Raw genomic sequence first — 18,264 nt, forward strand, 5'->3', positions numbered from 1 at the left:
GCTGCCGAGTCCGGCGAGCTTTGAAATGATCGTTCCGTGCGGGTGTCGACACGCAGGGCACGGGGGGCGTTGGGGGTCATGGCGCTCGCCGCGTTCGCGTTCGTCACCACCGAACTGCTGCCGATCGGCCTGCTGACGTTCATCGCCGAGGACCTGCGGCGCTCGCGGACCGAGGTCGGGCTTCTCGTCAGCGGGTACGCCGTCGTGGTGGTGCTCGGTTCGGTGCCGCTGACCGTGCTGACCGACCGGGTGCCGCGCCGGCTGCTGATCGGCGCGACGATGGCGCTGTTCGCCGTCTCCAACGGGGTGGCCGCACTGGCCGACAGCTACGCCGTTCTGGCCGGGGCGCGGCTGGTGACGGCGCTCGGGCAGGCGCTGTTCTGGTCGATCGCCTCGGCCACCGTCACCGGGCTGTTCCCGCTCGAGGTGCGCGGGCGGGTGGTGGCGCTCTTCTCGACGGGGGCGGCGCTCGCGCCGGTGCTGGGTGTGCCCATCGGCACCTGGTTCGGCCAGCACTTCGGGTGGCGGGCGCCGTTCGTCGCGATGGCCGTCGCGGGGATCGCCATCGCGGCGGCCGTCGTCGCGCTCATCCCGTCGTACCGCCCGGAGGCCGGCGGGGCCGCGCGCGGGAGCGCCCCGAGCCGCGGGCGGTTCCGGGTGCTGCTGGCCGTCACCGCGGTCGCCGTCACCGGTTTTCTCACGTTGAACACCTACGTGACGCCGTTCCTGCTCGACGTCACCGGCTTCGCCCCGTCGGCGCTGGCGCCGCTGCTGTTCGCCTCCGGCGCGGCGGGCGTCGCCGGGACGCTGACCGTCGGGCGCTTCCTCGACGTGCGGCCGGTGGCCTCGCTGGCCGTGCCGCTGGGCGTCGGGGTGGCCGCGATGCTGGCGCTGTGGGCGTTCGGGCGGGTGGAGGTGCTCACCGTCGTGCTGGTCAGCGCCGTCGGGGCGGCGTTCTCGGCGTTCGCCACGGCGGTGCAGAGCCGGATGCTCCAGGTCGCTCCCGGCTCCACGGATCTGGCGTCGGCGGGCGTCAGCACCGCGTTCAACGCCGGGATCGCGGCCGGCTCGGTGCTCGGCGGGGCGATCCTGCCCGGGCCCGGGCCGCGGCTGCTGCCCGTCGTCGCCGGCCTGCTCGCCCTGGTGGCGTTCGGGCTGCTGGCCGGCGACGCGCGTCGGGTCAGGGAAACGTCACGGTGACGTCGAGGCCGCCGTCGGGTCTACTGTGGACGGTCAGGTCGGCGGCGTGGGCGTTCGCGATGGCGCGCACGATGGCCAGGCCGAGGCCGTAGCCGTCGCTGTGCCGGACCCGTTGCGCCCCCTGCCGCTGGAACGGCTCCAGCAGCCGCCCGATCTCCGCCGCCGCCACGTGCGGCCCGCTGTTGGCGACCACGACGCGCGCGGGAGTGGTCTCGACGCGCAGCCACCCGTCCGGAACGTTGTGCCGGATCGCGTTGTCGACGAGGTTGGCCACGAGGCTCTCCACCAGCCGCGGGTCGCCGGTCGTCGGCGCGGCGGCCAGGTCGGACTCCACCCGCACCCCGCGTTCCTTCGCCGCGTCGGCCCGCCCGTCCAGCACACCGGCCGCGATCGTCGCCAGGTCCAGCGGCTCCCGGTGGGTCAGGCCCTGTTCGCTCGTGGCGAGCGTGAGCAGGGCGTCGATGAGGCGTTCCTGGGCGCGGCCGAGCGAGAGCACATCCCGACAGGCCGCCCGCAGCGTCTCCGGATCGGCGTCGGGGTCGGCGAGGGCGACCTGGAGCAGGGTGCGCTCGGCGGTGAGCGGGGTGCGCAGTTCGTGCGCGGCGTTGGCCACGAACCGCCGCTGCGCCTCGAACGCCGCCTCCAGCCGCGCGAACAGTTCGTCCAATGTGGACGACAGCCGGGCGAACTCGTCGTCGCGGCGGGACGGCCCCAACCGGCGGTGCAGGTTGCTGGCGGAGATGTCCCGCGCGGTGGCGGTGATGGTGCGCAACGGTCGCAGGAACCGGCCGGCCACCAGCCACCCCGCGGCCACCGCCACCACGGACACGGCGGCCAGGCCGAGCAGTGCGCCGACGAAAAGCCGTTCCAGATAGGGATCCGGGACCGGCGGCGCGCCGGAGGCCGACCCCACGGGTGCGGTGACCCGGGTCTGCAGGATCGGGATGCCGACCAGAACGACCGCCGACAGCAGGAACGGCACCGCGTACAGCAGGGTGAGGCGCCCCCGCAGCGACCAGGTGATGCCGGTTCGCGACAGCGGTCCTCGCAAGCTGCGGTCCTTGCTGCTCACGGTTGCCCGATCCGGTAGCCGGCCTCGCGCACGGTGTGGATGACCGGCGGGTCGCCGAGCTTGGCGCGCAGCCGCTTCACGGTCGTCTTGACCGCCGTGGTGAACGGGTCGGCGGCCTCGTCCCACACCCGCTCCAGCAGGTCCTCGGCGGACACCGGCCGGCCCTGCGCGGCGAGCAGGCACTCCAGGACGGCGAACTCCTTCGGGCTGAGGCCGAGCCGCCGCCCGGCCCGGGAGGCGACCCGTTTCGCCGGGTCCACGCTCAGGTCGCCGCTCACCAGCACCGGCGGCAGCGCGGTGGCCGGACGCCTTGCCAGCGCACGGATGCGGGCGACCAGTTCGGCGAACTCGAACGGCTTCGGCAGGTAGTCGTCGGCACCGATGTCGAGCCCCTCGACCCGGTCGCGCACGGTCGACGCGGCGGTCAGCATGAGCACGCGGCTGTGCGAGTGCCGCCCGACGATGCGCCGGCACACCTCGTCGCCGTGCACGCCGGGCAGGTCGCGGTCGAGCACGACGACGTCGTAGCGGTTGACGGCGAGGCGTTCGAGCGCACCGGGGCCGTCACCGGCGACGTCGACGGCCATCCCCTCGCGGCGCAGCCCGGTGCCGATCGTGCGGGCCAGGATCTCGAAGTCCTCGACGACCAGTACGCGCATGCCGACCACCATGCCAGGCCGAACGTGGCAGCGGGGTGTCAACCGCCGGCACCGTCGCGACACCGCCGCGGGCGTAGAACCGACGGCCATGGAAGAGCTGACTATCGAGGTGAACGGGCTGCGCAAGCGGTTCGGCGGCACGCTCGCCCTGGACGGGATGTCCTTCACGGTGTGCCCCGGGGCGGTGACCGGGTTCGTCGGCCCGAACGGCGCCGGCAAGTCGACGACGATGCGGGTGATCCTGGGGTTGGACCGGGCCGACGCGGGCACCGCGCTCGTCGGGGGCGTGCCGTACCGGCGGCTGCGGCGGCCGCTGTGCCGGGTCGGTTCGCTGCTGGACGCGGGTGCGCTGCAGCCGAGCCGCACCGCCCGCAACCATCTGCTGTGGTTGGCCCGTTCGCAGGGCCTGCCGGCGCGGCGGGTGGGCGGGGTGCTGGAGCGGGCCGGCCTGGCCGGGGTGGCCCGCCGGCGCGCCGGGGCGTACTCGCTCGGCATGCGGCAGCGGCTGGGGATCGCCGCGGCGCTGCTCGGCGATCCGCCGGCCGTGCTCCTGGACGAGCCGTTCAACGGGATGGATCCGGAGGGCATCATCTGGATGCGCGGCTTCCTGCGCGGGCTCGCCGGCGAGGGGCGGGCGGTGCTGGTCTCCAGCCACCTGATGGGTGAGCTGCAGGGCACCGCCGACCGGGTGGTGATCGCCGGGCGGGGCCGGGTCATCGCCGACGCCTCGGTCGCGTCGCTGCTGGCGAGCGACCGGGTGCTGGTGCGCGGCGACGCGGTGCGGGCGGCGGCGCTGTTCGACGGGGCCACGGTCACCGGGCCGGACACGCTGCTGATCGCGGGGCTGCCGGCCGAGGCGGTGGTGCGCCGGCTGAGCGCGGCCGGGGTGGCGTTCGCGGAGGTTTCCGCGCATCGCAGCACGCTGGAAGAGGCGTACCTGGAGCTGACCCGCGACGCGGTCGACTACCGGGCGGAGGCCGTGCGATGAACCTGCTGCGCGCGGAGTGGACGAAGCTGCGCACGGTGCGGGGCTGGGTGGTGGCGCTGTTCCTCGCCGGGGTCGCGATCGTCGGGATCGGGGTCGCCCCGGGGCTGTCCGGGAACTGCCATCCGCCGCAGTGCGCCCTGCCGACGGGGCCGGGCGGCGAGGAGGTGACCGACGTGTACTCGTGGGTGCACCGGCCGCTGTCCGGGGACGGGAGCGTGACGGTGCGGGTGGCGGCGTTCGGCGGGAACCGGGGGCCGGGCGGCGAGGGGCTCGTGCCGTGGGCGAAGGCGGGCCTCATGGTGCGGGCGGGCACGCAGCGCGGCGCTTCCTACGCGGCGGTCATGGTGACCGGTGCGCACGGCGTGCGGATGCAGCACGACTTCACCCACGACCGGGCCGGTTCCGCCGCCGCGACGGTGCCCCGCTGGCTGCGGATCACCCGCACCGGTGGGGCCGTCACCGGCGAGGAGTCCGACGACGGGGTCACCTGGCGCACCGTGGCGACCGTGCGGCCGGCGCGCCTGCCGTCCACTGTGGAGGTCGGGATGTTCGTGACGTCGCCGCAGTTCTCCGCGAGCGACACCGAGTCCTTCGGGCGCACCGGCGTCAGCGGCGGCCCGTCCGAGGCGACCGCTTCGTTCGACTCCGTCGCGCCGGCCGGCGGCTGGAGCGAGGCCGGCGGGAGCTTCACGGTCACCGGCTCCGGCGACGTCGCGCCCGCGGTCTCCGGCCCGAACGGCCTGGGCACCAGCCTCACCCAGACGCTGGTCGGCACGTTCCTCGGGCTGGTGTTCGTGGTCGTGGTGGCGGCGCTGTGCGTCACGGCGGAGTACCGGCACGGGACGGTGCGCACGACGTTCCTCGCGGAGCCGCGTCGGCTGCGGGTGCTGGCCGCGAAGGCGCTCGTGGTGGGGGCGGCGGCGTTCGTGCTCGGGACGGCCGCGGCCGTCGCGGTGGTGACGCTCGGCGCCGCGAGCCTGCGCGGCAACGGGGTGTACGTCAACGCCGTTCCGGCGCTCGTGGCGGTGCGGCTCGTGGTGGGCACCGGCGGGCTGCTGGCCGTCTGCGCGGTGCTGGCGCTCGCGCTGGGCACGCTGCTGCGCCGCAGTGCCACGGCCGTCACGGCGGCGCTGCTGACGATGGTGCTGCCGTACCTGCTGGCCGTCGCGGTGCTGCCATTGGATGCGGCGCGGTGGCTGTTGCGGCTGACGCCGGCGGCCGGGTTCGCGGTGCAGCAGAGCGCGCTGGAGTACGACGTCGTCGACAACCTGTACACGCCGTCGGCGGGCTACTTCCCGCTGCCGCCGTGGGGCGGGTTCGCGGTGCTGCTCGGCTGGACCGCGCTGGCGTCGGTCGGCGCCGCGTACCGCCTCACCCGGAGCGACGCGTGAACGCCCTGGCCGTCCTCCGCGCCGAGTGGACGAAGTTTCGCACCGCGCCGGGCATGGCGTGGCTGCTGGTCGGGGTGGCCGTCGCGACGGCCGGGTTGAGCGCGTGGGCCTCGGGCGTCAGCGGCGGCGCGGTGCCGGATCCGGTGCGGGTGAGCCTGACCGGGGTGATGTTCGGCCAGGCGGTGGTGGCGATCGTGGCGGTGCTGCCGGTCGGCGACGAGTACGCGTCGGGGATGGTGCGGGTGTCGTTCGCGGCGGTGCCCCGCCGGTGGGCGGTGCTGGGCGCGAAGGCGCTCGTCGTCGGCGGCGCGGTGGCGGTCGCGGCCGTCCCCGGGGTGCTGGTGTCGCTGTGGGCCGGGCAGCGCTGGCTGTCCGGGTATGCCGGCGGGCTGTGGCGCCCCGGCGTCGGCGCGCTGCTGTACCTGGTGCTGGTCGGGCTGCTGAGCGTCGGCGTCGCGGCCGTCCTGCGCAACTCGGCGGCGGCCATCGGGGCGGTCCTCGGGCTGCTGTTCGCGTTCCCCCTGATGGCTCTGTCGGTCCCGGACCCGGACTGGCGGCGCCACATCGAGCAGGTCGGACCGATGTCCGCCGGGATGTCGGTGCTGGCGACGCGCGGCCTGGACGAGCTGCCGATCGCTCCCTGGCGGGGTCTCGGGGTGCTCGCCGCGTGGGCGCTGGGCTTCCTGCTGGTCGGGGTTCTTCTGACGGAACGTCGTGACTCCTGAGTACTGCATTCCGCATTACTGAAATCTGCACTAAAGTCGGCGGGGTGCGCAGGGCGGATCGGGACATGGTGGCGTTGACGGTGCTCGCGCTGCTGCTCACCGGCCCGCGGCACGCCTACGAGATGCACGTGATGATCGAGCGCACGCACAAGGACTTCGTGACCGGACTGCCGCGCTCGATCTACCACGCGGCCGAGCGGCTGCTCACCGCCGGCCACATCGAGGTCGCCGGCACCGCCCGGGCCGGCGCCCGACCGGAGCGCACCGTGTACCAGCTGACCGACGCGGGTCGGCTGCGCCTGCGGGAGTGGGTGCGGCTGCTGCTGGCCGAGCCCGACCCGGCCGCGCACCTGTTCGTGCCGGCGCTCTCCTTCGCGGGTTGCCTGCCGCCGCCGGAGGTCGCGGCCGCCCTGCGGGCCCGCCGGGACGTGCTCGCCCACCGCGAGTCCGCGGCCCGCGCCGCGCTGTCCACGCCGATTCCACGGATCCTGCTCATCGAGGCGGAGTTCGAGGCGCACCGGCTGGCGGCCGAGATCGAGTGGGTGGAGCGGCTCGTGGCCGACCTCGACAGCGGCGGGCTCCACTGGTCCACGGATCCCGCCTCGGTCGCCGACATCGAGAGCCTGATCGGGGAGATCGAATGAAGCTGCTGTTCGAGGCGTCCGCGCCGGTGCGCGCGCCGCTCGCCACGGTGCGCCGGCTGATCGACGACGGCTGGCTGCTGAACGCCTTCTTCCACGGCCGGCCGGACGCACTGTCCTATGTGGACGTCGACCACGCCGACGGCGTCGTGGGGTTCCAGGGCCACTGGTGGTACCGGGGCGAGATCGCCGCCGCCGAAGGCCCCTCCGGGCAGACGATCCTCACGTACCGGGTGTTCAACGTCGCCACCCGCGCCGCGTGGGCGGTGCCGCTGGCCAACCGTTTGTTCATCGGGTACGACCGGTCGGTGCGCGACGGGGTCACGGGCCTGGCCGAGGCGGTGGACGCCCACGTGGCGGGGACGGCCTGAGTGACCGAAAGCTGACTTTTGCGGATTTGTCGAACGGCCACCGCCCGGCCGGCATCCGAGGATCGTTCACGACATGGCGAACTCCACGGTCAACGGCCCCGTCTCCCGGGCGGAGACGCTCGCGCGCTGCCAGCACTGGGTGGACAGCGGCGTCACCTACACGCAGACCGGCACCTGGGCGCCGGACCCCCAGGGCAAGGCGTACCGGCGGGACTGCTCCGGCCTCGTCTCGATGGCCTGGCACCTCGGTTCCTCGCTCAACACGTGGGGCTTCGAGGACTTCAGCGCCAAGCAGTACCTGCCGAGCCTGCACGACCTGAGGCCGGGCGACGCCCTGCTCAAGGAGGGCCACATCGAACTGTTCGCGCGGTGGGTCGACCCGGACCGGCACACCAAGGGCGCCTTCGTGTACTCGTTCAACACGACCGGCGAGACCGTGCAGAACCCCGCGAAGAAGACCAACAAGGGCCACCTCGGGCGCAACTCGTGGGACGACCTCAACACCTATCGGCCCATCCGCTACAAGCGGATCCAGGACACCGGCGCGGCGGCCCCCGCCGGCGGCGGCCTGCTGCGCGAACCCGACGGCGCGATCAGTCTCGTCGTCGGCGGCGCGCCGTTCCATCTCAGCCCCGACGAGTACGCCGCGCTCGGCAGTCCCCCGTTCGACAGCGTGCCGGCGGGGACGTTCGAACGGATGCCGAGCCTCATCGCCGACGGCACGCTGATCCGCACCGACGACGGCGCCATCCACATCGTCGCCGGCGGCGCCCGCTTCCACCTCACACCCGCCGACTACGAGACCCTGGGCAGGCCGCCGTTCGTGCGGGTGCCGGGGCGCCTGGTCGCCGGGCTGGACACCGCGCCGGTGGACGACACGTTCCTGCGGGACATCGTCGACGGGGCCATCTGGCAGGTCACCGGCGGCACCCGGTACCACCTGGACGCCGGCGAGTTCGCGGCGCTCGGGTCTCCCCCGTTCACCACCGTGCCGCGCGCCTTCGTCGACACGGTCGCGGCGGGCGTGCCGGTCGAGCCGGCGTTCCTGCGCGAGGTGGGCAGCGGCGCGATCCACCAGGTCGTCGGCGGCCGGCCGTATCACCTGGACCCGGCGGAGTACGCGGGGTTGGGCAGCCCGCGGTTCAGCAACGTGCCGGCCGGCCGGATCGCCGGGCTGCCGAACGTGCCGGCGGACGGCACGTACCTGCGCGACCTGACGGACGGCGCGGTCTGGGTCATCGTCGGCGGCGCCAAGTACCACCTGTCCCCGCAGGAGTTCGGCACCGAGCTGGAGGGGCCGCCGTTCACCAACGTGCCGACCGGTTTCCTCACCGGGATCGACCGCACGCTGCCGAGCACGGGGTTCATGCGCAGCCCGGGCGACGCGACCGTCTGGCAGGTGGTCAATGGCGCCGGCCACCCGCTGAGCGACGCCGAGTGGGCACAGCTCGACCGGCCGGAGCCCACCACCGTGCCGGCGGGCCTCATCGCGCGCCTCGGCACCGTCCCGGACGACGGGTCGCTGCTGCGCGACGTCACCAACGGGGCCGTCCATCAGGTTGTCGGGCGCGCCAGGCGCCACCTGAGCGCCGACGAGTACGCGGAACTGGGCGAGCCGCCGTTCGTGGACGTGCCGCCCGGGTTCCTCGCGAAGATCACCGACACGACGCCGCAGGGTGCGCTGTTCCTGCGCGACGGCACCGGCACCGTGCACCGGGTGGTCAACGGGGCGAAGTTCGCGCTGGACGCGGCGGACCTGTCCGCGCTCGGCGGGCCGCCGAGCATCCGGGTCCCGGCGGCGACGCTGGAGCTGTTCGGCACCGTCCCGGCCGACGGCTCCCTGCTGCGCGACGTCGCGGACGGGGCGGTCTGGCAGGTGCTGGACGGCAAGAAGCGGCACCTGTCGCCGGAGGAGTTCGGGGCGCTCGCCGAGCACGGGTGCGCCGACGTCACCGCCCGCCTGCTCGATGCCGTCCCGTGAGCACCGTCCGGCGCGCCGGTCACACCTCGGAGTCCGCCGCGCGTCGGCGCCTTGGACGGCTTCGGCGGTGTCGCCGGCGGCCGGAGGTCACCGCCACGCCCAGGTACCGGAGTCAGTACCGGTGCGGACGGTCCGACGCCTGTGCGCGCACTCCAGGGGTCTCCGCGGCGTCGACGAATAGCGCACCCGCACGCGTGATCCCGACCCGACCGAACGGGCCGACGCCAATCCGGAATCGAATTCTCCTCACCTTTTCGCATTGCGGCTCTCCGGTATTCTCCTGGCGTGGAACTTCGAATTGAGATCGCCGCGAGTCGCCATCCGTACGACGATCTCTGTTCTCTGATTGATTGGCTCGACCACGAGCCGGAATTGCGCGGACGCGTGAAAACCCTGCAGCGCTCACCGCGGGACGGCGAGTTGGGCGGCGTGGTGGAGGCCGTACAGGTCGCCGCGGGCGCCGGCGGCGCGTTGGCCGTACTGGCATCGGCGCTGCGCGTCTGGTTATCCCAACCGCGCCGGTCTGACGTGCGCATCAAGGTGCGCGGCCGTCACGGTCGCAGCATCGAGGTGGATGCCCGGCGCGTCGCCGACCCGGAGGCCCTTCTGCGCACCGTCCTCACCGCGGAGGAGGACGACGGTGGGTCGTCCTGATCCGCGCCGATCGCGTGCGGTCATCATCGGAATGAGCCGATTCGACTCCGCCGACCTGCCGGATCATCCCGTGATCGAGAACAACGTGGTCGATCTCGCGGAGACGTTGACCTCCGCTATCGACGCCCCTTTCCTCGCGGACCATTGCGCGTCATTCGTCGACGAGACGGACATGGCCGCGCTGGGGCGCTCCATCAAGGCAGCCGCAGACACGGCCGAGGATCTTCTCCTGGTCTACTACTCCGGGCACGGCTGCCTGGATCCCCGACGGCATGACCTGTATCTCGCGCTTCCGGGCACCGATCCGGACAACCTCGGCTTCACGGCGATACCCGCCTCCGTGCTGAACGAAGCGATCCGCAACAGCCCGGCGGACAACAAGGTCCTCATCCTCGACTGCTGCTTCTCCGGTCGTCTGGAGACTGGTCGCCTCGGCGGCCAGGAAAGCTTCGTGCGTGGCGGGCTCGGTGTAGCGGGGCGATTCACCCTGACATCGGCAACCGGAAACCAGGCGTCGGTGGTACTACCGGGCGAGCGGCACTCGGCGTTCACGGGGCGACTGCTCGACCTGCTGCGCCACGGCGTGCCCGGCGGGCCTGCGGAACTCACCCTGGAATACATCCATCGGCGCCTGGAAACCGTCATGGCGCGAGAGGGACTCCCCCGCCCGGAGTGCTTCGGCCAGGGCACGGCGGCACAATTGGTGCTCGCGACGAACCGCGCCGCCCCGACCGTGATCGGCGCACCGGGAACTCCCGACCCGAACACGTTGCAACCGGTACTCGATCCCCTGTGGAGCGAGCGTCCCGAGGCGCTTTACCGAGACGCACCCTGCGGATTCCTGACCACACTGCCCGACTACAGCATCATCCATGCCAATGACACTTTCCTCGACTGGATGGGCTACAGCCGGAAGGAGCTGACCGACAGGTACCTCACCGATCTCTTAAACATCGGCGGTCGGGTCTACTTCGATACACATTTGACCCCGCTGCTAAAAATGCAGGGAAAGATCACCGAGATCGCGCTCGAAATGCTCCGCTCGGACGGCACACGTATGCCGGTCCTGGCGAATTTGTCTCTCGTTCGCGACCCGTCCGGCGATCCGAGATTCTGCAGGGTGATCATTTTCGACGCGACGAATCGGCGAGCCTACGAGCGCGAGCTTCTCGCGGCGAGGCGCCAGGCCGAACGCGCGCTACAAGAGCTGAAGGAACAGATCAGGTCACCCTGAACGGTCGGCTCCGTCGAATCGCCGGTGGACCTTGCACACCGCGCCTACGCTGCGCGGATGCGTGGTGCGACGATCGTTCGGCTGCTGCTCGCGGCGAGCCTTCTGCTGTCCGGCTGCGGGGACGACGGCGCGCCGGTCGCGCGTTCCACGCCGGGGGCGTCCGATCCGGCGGCCCCGGCCGTCGAGGAGGAGGCGACCTCCCTGCCGCCGGGTGCGCAGCCCGGGCTCGACGACCTCGACGGCGACGGCAAACCGGACCCGACGTGCTCGACCCAGGACTTCGGCGCCGGGCTGACCCTGCGCATCCCGTGCGAGATCCCCAATCCGCACGAGCCCGCGGAGGGAACGACGCTGGTCAAGGACTCGCTCTTCCGACTGCCGGCCTACGAGGCGAACCTGGACGGGATCAGCGGCGCGCTGGTGACCGCGCGCGACACCGGCGGCGCCAAGGTCGTCATCATGATCTTCAACAGCGACAACCTCTTCGCCACCGGCGCCGACACGCTCAACGAGTCGCACACGCTCGACCCGCTGATCGCCCTGCTGAACGCGAAGTTCGCCGGCGCCGCCGTCCAGGTGCGCGGGCACACCGACGCCACCGGCACGGCGTCGGCCAACCAGGCCCTCTCCGAACGCCGGGCCGAGACCGTGCGGGCGTACCTGACCGGCCACGGCATGCAGGCCTCCGGCGTGACGGCGGTCGGCCTGGGCAGCACCCGCCCGCTCGTCGAGGAGACGAACGACGCAGGCCGGGCCTTCAACCGCCGCGTCGAGCTGGCGATCCGGCTCCCCTGACCAGCGGAACACCGCGGCCCGCTCACGGCGCCTCGTCGTCCACGAACTCCAGCAGGTCTCCGGGCTGGCAGTCGAGCACCCGGCACATGGCCTCCAGGGTGCTGAACCGCACGGCCTTGGCGCGCCCGTTCTTCAGCACCGCCACGTTCGCCGGCGTGAGGCCCACCTTCTCGGCGAACTCGCCGACACTCATCTTCCGTCTGGCCAGTTCGACGTCGATCCGCACCACGATCGACATCAGATCACCGCCTCCATGTCGGTGCGCAGCGTCGTGGCCTGTCGCAGCAGCGCCCGCATCACCACCATCAGCAGCCCCACGACGCTCACACCGACGACCGCCAGGAACAGCAGCAGCGGCAGGCCGGGGTCGGTGGCTTTGAAGCCGACGTAGAGGAAGACGCCGACCAGCGTCACCCAGCCGGCGGCGACGGCCCACACGACGGCGTCCACCCACACCAGCGCGCCCTCGGTGAAGATGCGGTCGCTCTTGACCAGGCTGAGCAGTTTCCAGGTGGCGACGATGACCACCTGGACGCAGAGCAGCCAGAACACGGTCACGGCCGTCGCGGGCCAGCGGAGATAGGCCATCTCCGGGTCCTCCTTCGCCATGTGGGCGAACTGCCCCGGCAGCGACATGGTCTGGAACAGGACCAGGACGCCGAACAGCACCACGAGGAAGACCCGGAGCGGGGTTACCACTCGATACACGTTGTACATGTATCGAATGTCGCCCACTACCTATCGAAAGTCAATAGGTCGGCTAGACGGCTGGCCGACCCGCCCGGAACAGCCACGGGTCGAGCACACCGCCCAGCGGCCGGCCGGCGACGCGTTCGGCCACGGCGACGAAGTCCGTGGTGGTGGCGTTGCGGCCGGCGAACTCCGACGTCCACGTGCGCATGATCCGGAAGAACGGCTCGTCGCCGACGTTCCCGCGCAGCACCTGCAGGGTCATCGCGCCGCGCAGGTAGACGGAGTTCCACAGCATGGCCTCGCGGCCCGGTTCGGCGAGCGCGAAGTCCCAGATCCCCGAGTCCTCCGGCAGGGCGGCGTAGGCGCTGTCGAACGTCTCCTGCGGCGAGCGGCCGCCCTCGTGCTCCTCCCACAGCCACTGCGCGTACGTGGCGAAGCCCTCGTTGAGCCAGGTGTCCCGCCAGCCGCGCACGCTCACGCTGTCGCCGAACCACTGGTGCGCCAGTTCGTGCAGCACCACGCTCTGCGCCCCGGAACGCGTCCAGAACACCTGCGTCGAGTAGATCGGCCGGGTCTGCGTCTCCAGCGAGAAGCCCAGGTCGGACTGGTCCACGATCGCGCCCGCCGTGCGGAACGGGTACGGCCCGAAGTTCGACGCGAGGAAGCGCACCATCTCCGGCTGCCGGGACAGCGCCTGCCCGATGGTCGCACCGCCCGCCGGGATCGTGTCGGCGGCGGCCGCCGTCCAGGAGCGCGCGTCGGCCGGGCTGCCCGGCGCGGTGCCGGCGCTCCAGCCCTCCAGCCCGGTCTCGAACGACGTGCTGCCCGCATCGGTGGAGAGCACCAGGTCGTCCAGGAACACGCCCGGCCGCTCGGTGTCGTCCTCCCAGGACTCGACCGGCTTCGTGCTCACGTAGGACAGCGACAGCTCGACCCGCTTGCCGGCATAGGCGGCCAGGTCGTAGGACCACTCGCTCCACTCCCGGCCGGAGTTGTACGAGGAGAGCCCGCGCCACACGCCGGTGGTGCCGGTGGCCTCGCACTCGCCGTCGGCGCCGGCGCGCACGTAGTGCGCCAGGAACGGGTGCGTGTCGAAGTGCCTGCACAGCGAACCGGCCCACGGCCGGCCGAGCCCCGAGGACTCCTCCAGCGTCGTCCAGTCCGCCGCGCCGACCGTGTGCGCCTCGACGAAGAAGAAGCCGGTGTCGGGCGTGTTCATGATGTTCCAGAAGGACAGCCGGGCACCGGTGGCCGGGACGTCGACGACGCGGGTGAGGCGGCGGTAGGCCGGGATCCCGTCGCCCGACCAGGCGAGCCGGGAACCGCCGTGCGGCACGGCGGCCGGCGCGGTCAGCCGCGGATCGACGGCGTCCCACCACTTCAGCCCGTCGGCCTCGTAGGCGCGCAGGTCGAAGCGGCCGACCGCGACGGTCGCCAGGTACGGCGCCATCGGCTCGTCGGCCCGCCACGTCCAGGTCGTGCGCCCGTCGCGGGTGGCGCTGCCCTTGAGCGCGCCGTTGGAGACGGCCGTCAGGCCCCGCGGAACACTCATCCGGACCGTGTAGGTCGCCTTGTCGGTCGGGTGGTCGTTGACCGGGAACCAGGTCGCGGCCGCGTGCGGCTCCCCCGCGACGATCATGCCGTCGTCGGTGTGCACCACCCCGGAGGTGCCGATGGTCGGATCGTCGATCGGCGCGGGAACCCCGTCGTAGCGCACCACCGTCGTGAACGCCCGACCGCGCGGCAGCCCGCGCGCCGGCGTGACGGTCAGCTCCCCGTCGGCGCGCTGCCACCCGGCCGCCCGCCCGTCGACGGTGACGCTCCGCACCGTCAGCCCGTCGAAGTCCAGGTTGAACGCCGACAGGTCCTGCGTCGCCGTGGCCTTGATGGTGACGGCGCCGGTGAGCGTGTCCGTGTCCGGCGCGTACGCCAGGTCGAGCAGGTAGTCGCCGACGTCGTAACCGCCGTTGCCGTCGAGCGGGAAGTACGGGTCGCCGGCACCGGGCGCGCCGGGGCTGAACGCGCCACCGGCGGCCTCGGCGGCCGACGCCGTCGAGACGGCCAGCACAGCGGCACAGACCGCCGCGAGAAGGGACTTGGTTCGCATCACAGCACACAGACGAGAGCCGGGATCCCCGGGGTTGCACGCGATCCCGCCTTTTAGTGATGTCCGTCGAACCGCCGGCCGGTCACTCGACCAGGACGTCGACCCGGCCGCCGCACAACCAGCAGCGCGGGTCCGCGTGACCCGACCCGTCGGTCCGCTGCGGCACCGCCCGATAGCACCACGCGCAGCCCAACGCGCCGCAGTCCGCGCACCGGAATCCGGAGCCGTCCCGTGCCATCCCGTCGAGCGCGACCGCCACCCGCACCGTGGCGGCGCCGTCCAGTTCGGGCAGCGCGCCGGGAATCACCGGGTAGCCGCAGCGCGCGCAGTCCTCGTCGGAGTGCCGTGGTGCCGGCAGCGGGCTGCGCTCGCCGATCTCGACGGGTGCGCCGTCGGCCTCCTCGAAGATCATGATGAGGTCCCGGCCGAGGTTGCCCTCCGGGTTCTCGGCGATGACGTAGATGCGCTCCTCCCGGATCTCGCAGCGGCGCAGGAAGTCGAGCGCGGCCGCCCGGCTCGCGAACTCCTCGATCAGGAAGAGCGCGTCGGGCCTGCGCACCATCCGGATCGGCCGGTGCTCCGCGTAGCCGGGGGGCCAGGTGATGCGCAGCTTCTTCGCCGTCACGTAGTACGGATGGACACGCCGCCGCCGGACGCTTCGCCGCCGCAGCACCACTACGGCCGCAGCCAGCACTGCCGCGCCGACCGCGATCCAGATCCACATCGCCGCACTCCCGCCCGGGTCTCGGTACGCACGACGGTAGCGGCGGCAGTCCGGGAGCGGTCCCGGCCTTGTTTGACCGCGTGCGCTCCGGGCAGACCTGTGGGCGGTAGATCGGTGTCGACGAGCGAGGCGGTGCGACGGTGGTCCGGTTCGGATACACGCTGATGACGGAACAGAGCGGGCCGAAGGACCTGGTGCGCTACGCCGCCCGGGCGGAGGAGGTCGGGTTCGACCTGGAGGTCATCAGCGACCACTACTCGCCATGGCTCACCGAGCAGGGGCACGCGCCGTACGCCTGGTCGGTGCTCGGCGCCGTCGCGCACACCACCTCCCGGGTCGAACTGGCCACCTACGTCACCTGCCCGATCCAGCGCTACCACCCGGTGGTCGTCGCGCAGAAGGCCGCCACGATCCAGGTGCTCTCCGACGGCCGCTTCATCCTCGGCCTGGGCGCCGGCGAGAACCTCAACGAGCACGTCACCGGCGAGGGCTGGCCGCCCGTGGCGCAGCGGCAGGACATGCTCGAGGAGGCCGTGCAGATCATCCGCGAACTGCACACCGGCGAGCTGGTCACCTGGGAGGGCGACTACTTCCGGGTCGACTCCGCGCGGGTGTGGGACGCCCCGGACGGCGGCGTCCCGATCGGCCTGGCCGTCTCCGGCGAACGTTCCGTCGAACGCTTCGCACCGCTGGGCGACCACCTCATCGCGGTCGAACCCGACGCCGAACTGGTCAAGGGTTGGACGAAGGCGCGCCCGGACGGACTCGCGCGGGCGATCGGCCAGATCCCGATCTGCTGGGCGCCGGACAAGCAGCAGGCGATCGACCTCGCGCACGAGCAGTTCCGCTGGTTCGGCGGCGGCTGGTACGTCAACGCCGACCTGCCCACGCCGGCCGGGTTCGCGGCGGCCAGCCAGTTCGTCCGCAAGGAGGACGTCGCCGGGTCCATCGCGTGCGGGCCGGACCTGGACGAGCTGGCCGAGAGCGTCAAGCCGTACTGGGAGGCCGGTTTCACCGACGTGGCGCTCGTGCAGGTCGGTGACGCGCTGCAGCAGGAGTTCCTCGACAAGGCGGCCGGGCCGCTGCTGGAGAGGCTGCGCGCCCTGGCCCCCTGAGCCGCGACCCGCGGGGTGTCGTGTTCGCGCGAGTCCCGAGTCCGACCGGACGCTGTCGATCACGCCGATCGCCGGATAGACACGGCGCAATCGACACAGCTCCTGGAGGACACGTGGGAACCTGTTTCAGGCTCAGGACCGCCGGACTCGCCCTGGCACTGGCGGCCGGGGCGGCGCTCGCCGCGACCGGCACCGCGTCCGCGGCGGTCCCCGCGGACCTGATGTCCGCGCCGACCGGCATCTCGTCGAGACAGATCCCCGACCAGGTCGCCGCCTACTGGACGCCGGAGCGGATGGCCAAGGCCACCCCTGAGATTCCCCGGTCGAACGGCACCAGCACCGCCACGGCGCAGCCGTCGAGACTCGGCGCGCAGTCGGCCGACGGTGCCCTGCCCCGCGGCGGCAAGGCCGGGATCGCCGGTGGCACCACGGATTCCACCGTCCTGGGCGGCCGGGCCACGCTGTGGAGCCCGCACGGCGTGATGCCGGCGCGCACCATCGGCAAGCTGTACTTCACCCGCGACGACGGCGGCAGCGGCTACTGCTCGGCGAGCGTCATCAACGCCGACAACTTCAGCAGCATCTGGACGGCCGGCCACTGCGTGCACGGCGGCGGCGCCGGGCGCGGCTGGTTCAGCAACTTCTTCTTCCGCGCCGACTACGACAACGGCAGCTTCCTGGCGGCGTGGAGCTGGAAGTACGCGGCTTCCACCAACGGCTGGATCAACAACGGCGACTTCGGCTACGACATCGGCGCCGTCGCCCTGTGGCCGAACTCCCTCGGCCGGGTCGCCGACGTCACCGGCTACCAGGGCTACAAGTTCAACACCGGCGTCTACAACTGGACCGTGACGTCGTTCGGGTATCCGCAGGACGCCTACCCGGCCCGCACCGACATGACCGGCGAGCGCCTGTTCGCGTGCACCAACACCACCACGTGGAAGGTGAACGACAACCAGATGGGCCAGCAGTGCGACATGTTCCACGGTGCCAGCGGTGGCCCGCTGCTGCAGGACCTGCAGTTGAGCCGCGGCTGGGGCTACATCGTCTCGCAGAACAGCTGGCACTTCTTCGCCGTCGACGAGTGGCGCCAGCCGTACCTGGGTGACGGTGCCGTCAACGTGCGCAACCTCATCAAGGTGCAGTAGCCGCGGGACCGACCGTCCGGGGAGCCGCCATCGACGTCGCGCACCCCGGACGGTCCACTGTGGACAGCACCGGCCGTCAGCCGAGGCGCACGGTGCCGTTGGACGTCTTCGCGTCGACGCCGGACTCAGCCCGTTCGACCGAGATGTCGCCGTCGGCGGAACGGACCCGCAGCGGGCCGGTGACCGTGCCGATGCGCACCCGGCCGCTGCCTGTGGCGATCTCGGCGTCGCCGGCCACCGCACCGACGGTGACGTGGCCGGTGGTCGACAGGCGTAGCGGACCGGTCCGGTCGAGGCGGAAGTGACCGGCGGAGGTCCTGAAGCGGGACTCCCCCAGCACGCCGCTGCTGTCGACGTCGCCGACCGCCACCTCCCCGTGCACGGCCGAACCGGTCGGCAGCTCGACGACGATGGTGACGGCGCGGCTCCGGCGGGAGAGGTCGAGCATCGGCCGGCGCGGCCCGCGCACGCTCAGCCCGCCGTCGGCGAACTCGACCCGGGTCTGCCGCGCGGCCTGCACGTCGGAGTCGTCGGCGGCGTTGCTCGGGCGCACGTCCACGACGGTGTCGGCGCGGTCGCTCGCGACGAACCTGACGTCGCCGACGGACAGGTCGACGGTGACGCGGATCGGGTCGGGGGTGGTGTAGGTCGGCATCGTGGGCTCCTCGCGTTTCGGTTCGCTCGTTCGGTGACGAGGCAACGATGGCCGGGCCCGCTGACACGGCGCCGCCGTCGCGCGGACGCCGCCGCGACGCCGGTCTCCGGT

At 72.4% G+C, this 18,264-nt stretch carries 19 protein-coding genes; 12 read left to right on the forward strand and 7 right to left on the reverse strand.

What is annotated here, in order from left to right:
• Window positions 1–36: 36 nt before the first annotated feature.
• Window positions 37–1,200, forward strand: coding sequence for an MFS transporter (locus tag Val02_RS14685; protein ID WP_239152913.1), 1,164 nt, complete (start codon window positions 37–39; stop codon window positions 1,198–1,200).
• Here the strand turns inward: Val02_RS14685 and Val02_RS14690 are convergent.
• Together Val02_RS14690 and Val02_RS14695 are read right to left on the reverse strand one after the other, a co-directional pair.
• Window positions 1,181–2,251, reverse strand: coding sequence for a sensor histidine kinase (locus tag Val02_RS14690; RefSeq protein ID WP_239152915.1), 1,071 nt, complete (start codon window positions 2,249–2,251; stop codon window positions 1,181–1,183). The two genes, Val02_RS14685 and Val02_RS14690, sit on opposite strands and share 20 nt — an antisense overlap.
• A 17-nt stretch (window positions 2,252–2,268) precedes the next feature.
• On the reverse strand, window positions 2,269–2,931 hold the full coding sequence (locus Val02_RS14695) for a response regulator transcription factor (RefSeq protein WP_203899601.1): 663 nt from the start codon (window positions 2,929–2,931) through the stop codon (window positions 2,269–2,271).
• Between the two features lie 88 nt (window positions 2,932–3,019).
• Here Val02_RS14695 and Val02_RS14700 point away from each other — a divergent pair, with 88 nt between their 5' ends.
• The 9 genes from Val02_RS14700 to Val02_RS14740 all read left to right on the forward strand — a co-directional run bounded on the left by Val02_RS14700 (window position 3,020) and on the right by Val02_RS14740 (window position 11,711).
• Window positions 3,020–3,919 carry an ATP-binding cassette domain-containing protein gene (locus tag Val02_RS14700; protein WP_203899602.1) on the forward strand — a complete coding sequence of 300 codons (900 nt, stop codon included), beginning with the start codon at window positions 3,020–3,022 and terminating at the stop codon, window positions 3,917–3,919.
• On the forward strand, window positions 3,916–5,310 hold the full coding sequence (locus Val02_RS14705) for an ABC transporter permease subunit (protein WP_203899603.1): 1,395 nt from the start codon (window positions 3,916–3,918) through the stop codon (window positions 5,308–5,310). The genes Val02_RS14700 and Val02_RS14705 overlap by 4 nt, the downstream gene beginning before the upstream one ends.
• Window positions 5,307–6,035 carry an ABC transporter permease subunit gene (locus Val02_RS14710; RefSeq protein ID WP_239152918.1) on the forward strand — a complete coding sequence of 243 codons (729 nt, stop codon included), beginning with the start codon at window positions 5,307–5,309 and terminating at the stop codon, window positions 6,033–6,035. Before Val02_RS14705 ends, Val02_RS14710 begins: the two co-directional genes overlap by 4 nt.
• A 44-nt stretch (window positions 6,036–6,079) precedes the next feature.
• Window positions 6,080–6,679 (forward strand): PadR family transcriptional regulator, encoded by a 600-nt coding sequence (locus Val02_RS14715; RefSeq protein ID WP_203899604.1) that lies wholly within the window; start codon window positions 6,080–6,082, stop codon window positions 6,677–6,679.
• On the forward strand, window positions 6,676–7,047 hold the full coding sequence (locus Val02_RS14720) for a hypothetical protein (RefSeq protein ID WP_203899605.1): 372 nt from the start codon (window positions 6,676–6,678) through the stop codon (window positions 7,045–7,047). The genes Val02_RS14715 and Val02_RS14720 overlap by 4 nt, the downstream gene beginning before the upstream one ends.
• 73 nt (window positions 7,048–7,120) lie before the next feature.
• On the forward strand, window positions 7,121–9,028 hold the full coding sequence (locus tag Val02_RS14725; RefSeq protein WP_203899606.1) for a hypothetical protein: 1,908 nt from the start codon (window positions 7,121–7,123) through the stop codon (window positions 9,026–9,028).
• Between the two features lie 285 nt (window positions 9,029–9,313).
• Window positions 9,314–9,682 carry an effector-associated constant component EACC1 gene (locus Val02_RS14730; RefSeq protein ID WP_203899607.1) on the forward strand — a complete coding sequence of 123 codons (369 nt, stop codon included), beginning with the start codon at window positions 9,314–9,316 and terminating at the stop codon, window positions 9,680–9,682.
• Window positions 9,669–10,916, forward strand: coding sequence for a caspase, EACC1-associated type (locus Val02_RS14735; protein ID WP_203899608.1), 1,248 nt, complete (start codon window positions 9,669–9,671; stop codon window positions 10,914–10,916). Before Val02_RS14730 ends, Val02_RS14735 begins: the two co-directional genes overlap by 14 nt.
• Before the next feature lie 57 nt (window positions 10,917–10,973).
• On the forward strand, window positions 10,974–11,711 hold the full coding sequence (locus Val02_RS14740; protein ID WP_203899609.1) for an OmpA family protein: 738 nt from the start codon (window positions 10,974–10,976) through the stop codon (window positions 11,709–11,711).
• A gap of 22 nt (window positions 11,712–11,733) precedes the next feature.
• On the opposite strand, the gene Val02_RS14745 is transcribed toward Val02_RS14740, so the two are convergent.
• From Val02_RS14745 to Val02_RS14760, 4 genes are all read right to left on the reverse strand, one after another.
• Window positions 11,734–11,949: a helix-turn-helix domain-containing protein gene (locus tag Val02_RS14745; RefSeq protein ID WP_203899610.1), complete on the reverse strand. Its 216-nt coding sequence runs from the start codon at window positions 11,947–11,949 to the stop codon at window positions 11,734–11,736.
• Complete coding sequence (locus tag Val02_RS14750; protein ID WP_239152920.1) at window positions 11,949–12,410, reverse strand: DUF2975 domain-containing protein; 462 nt, start codon at window positions 12,408–12,410, stop codon at window positions 11,949–11,951. Before Val02_RS14750 ends, Val02_RS14745 begins: the two co-directional genes overlap by 1 nt.
• 61 nt (window positions 12,411–12,471) lie before the next feature.
• The gene (locus Val02_RS14755; protein WP_203899612.1) at window positions 12,472–14,511 is read right to left on the reverse strand and encodes a M1 family metallopeptidase; all 2,040 of its coding nucleotides are present in this window, start codon (window positions 14,509–14,511) and stop codon (window positions 12,472–12,474) included.
• Window positions 14,512–14,593: 82 nt separating this feature from the next.
• Window positions 14,594–15,235, reverse strand: a complete 642-nt coding sequence (locus tag Val02_RS14760) for a hypothetical protein (protein WP_203899613.1) — start codon at window positions 15,233–15,235, stop codon at window positions 14,594–14,596.
• Window positions 15,236–15,375: 140 nt separating this feature from the next.
• Here Val02_RS14760 and Val02_RS14765 point away from each other — a divergent pair, with 140 nt between their 5' ends.
• Window positions 15,376–16,350: a TIGR03557 family F420-dependent LLM class oxidoreductase gene (locus Val02_RS14765; protein ID WP_203899614.1), complete on the forward strand. Its 975-nt coding sequence runs from the start codon at window positions 15,376–15,378 to the stop codon at window positions 16,348–16,350.
• 113 nt (window positions 16,351–16,463) lie between these two features.
• Complete coding sequence (locus Val02_RS14770; protein ID WP_203899615.1) at window positions 16,464–17,498, forward strand: trypsin-like serine peptidase; 1,035 nt, start codon at window positions 16,464–16,466, stop codon at window positions 17,496–17,498.
• Between the two features lie 76 nt (window positions 17,499–17,574).
• Here the strand turns inward: Val02_RS14770 and Val02_RS14775 are convergent, their stop codons facing one another.
• A complete protein-coding gene (locus Val02_RS14775; RefSeq protein WP_203899616.1) occupies window positions 17,575–18,153 on the reverse strand; it encodes a DUF4097 family beta strand repeat-containing protein in 579 nt (192 codons plus the stop codon).
• Window positions 18,154–18,264: the final 111 nt, after the last annotated feature.

The sequence above is a fragment of the Virgisporangium aliadipatigenens genome, assembly GCF_016863615.1.
Classification (GTDB): domain Bacteria; phylum Actinomycetota; class Actinomycetes; order Mycobacteriales; family Micromonosporaceae; genus Virgisporangium; species Virgisporangium aliadipatigenens.

Excerpts from the sequence above, each read along its gene's own strand:
- Val02_RS14695 (WP_203899601.1), bottom strand. The coding sequence starts at position 2,931 with ATGCGCGTACTGGTCGTCGAGGACTTCGAGATCCTGGCCCGCACGATC.
- Val02_RS14700 (WP_203899602.1), top strand. The coding sequence starts at position 3,020 with ATGGAAGAGCTGACTATCGAGGTGAACGGGCTGCGCAAGCGGTTCGGC.
- Val02_RS14705 (WP_203899603.1), top strand. The coding sequence starts at position 3,916 with ATGAACCTGCTGCGCGCGGAGTGGACGAAGCTGCGCACGGTGCGGGGC.
- Val02_RS14720 (WP_203899605.1), top strand. The coding sequence starts at position 6,676 with ATGAAGCTGCTGTTCGAGGCGTCCGCGCCGGTGCGCGCGCCGCTCGCC.
- Val02_RS14725 (WP_203899606.1), top strand. The coding sequence starts at position 7,121 with ATGGCGAACTCCACGGTCAACGGCCCCGTCTCCCGGGCGGAGACGCTC.
- Val02_RS14740 (WP_203899609.1), top strand. The coding sequence starts at position 10,974 with ATGCGTGGTGCGACGATCGTTCGGCTGCTGCTCGCGGCGAGCCTTCTG.
- Val02_RS14745 (WP_203899610.1), bottom strand. The coding sequence starts at position 11,949 with ATGTCGATCGTGGTGCGGATCGACGTCGAACTGGCCAGACGGAAGATG.
- Val02_RS14755 (WP_203899612.1), bottom strand. The coding sequence starts at position 14,511 with ATGCGAACCAAGTCCCTTCTCGCGGCGGTCTGTGCCGCTGTGCTGGCC.
- Val02_RS14760 (WP_203899613.1), bottom strand. The coding sequence starts at position 15,235 with ATGTGGATCTGGATCGCGGTCGGCGCGGCAGTGCTGGCTGCGGCCGTA.
- Val02_RS14775 (WP_203899616.1), bottom strand. The coding sequence starts at position 18,153 with ATGCCGACCTACACCACCCCCGACCCGATCCGCGTCACCGTCGACCTG.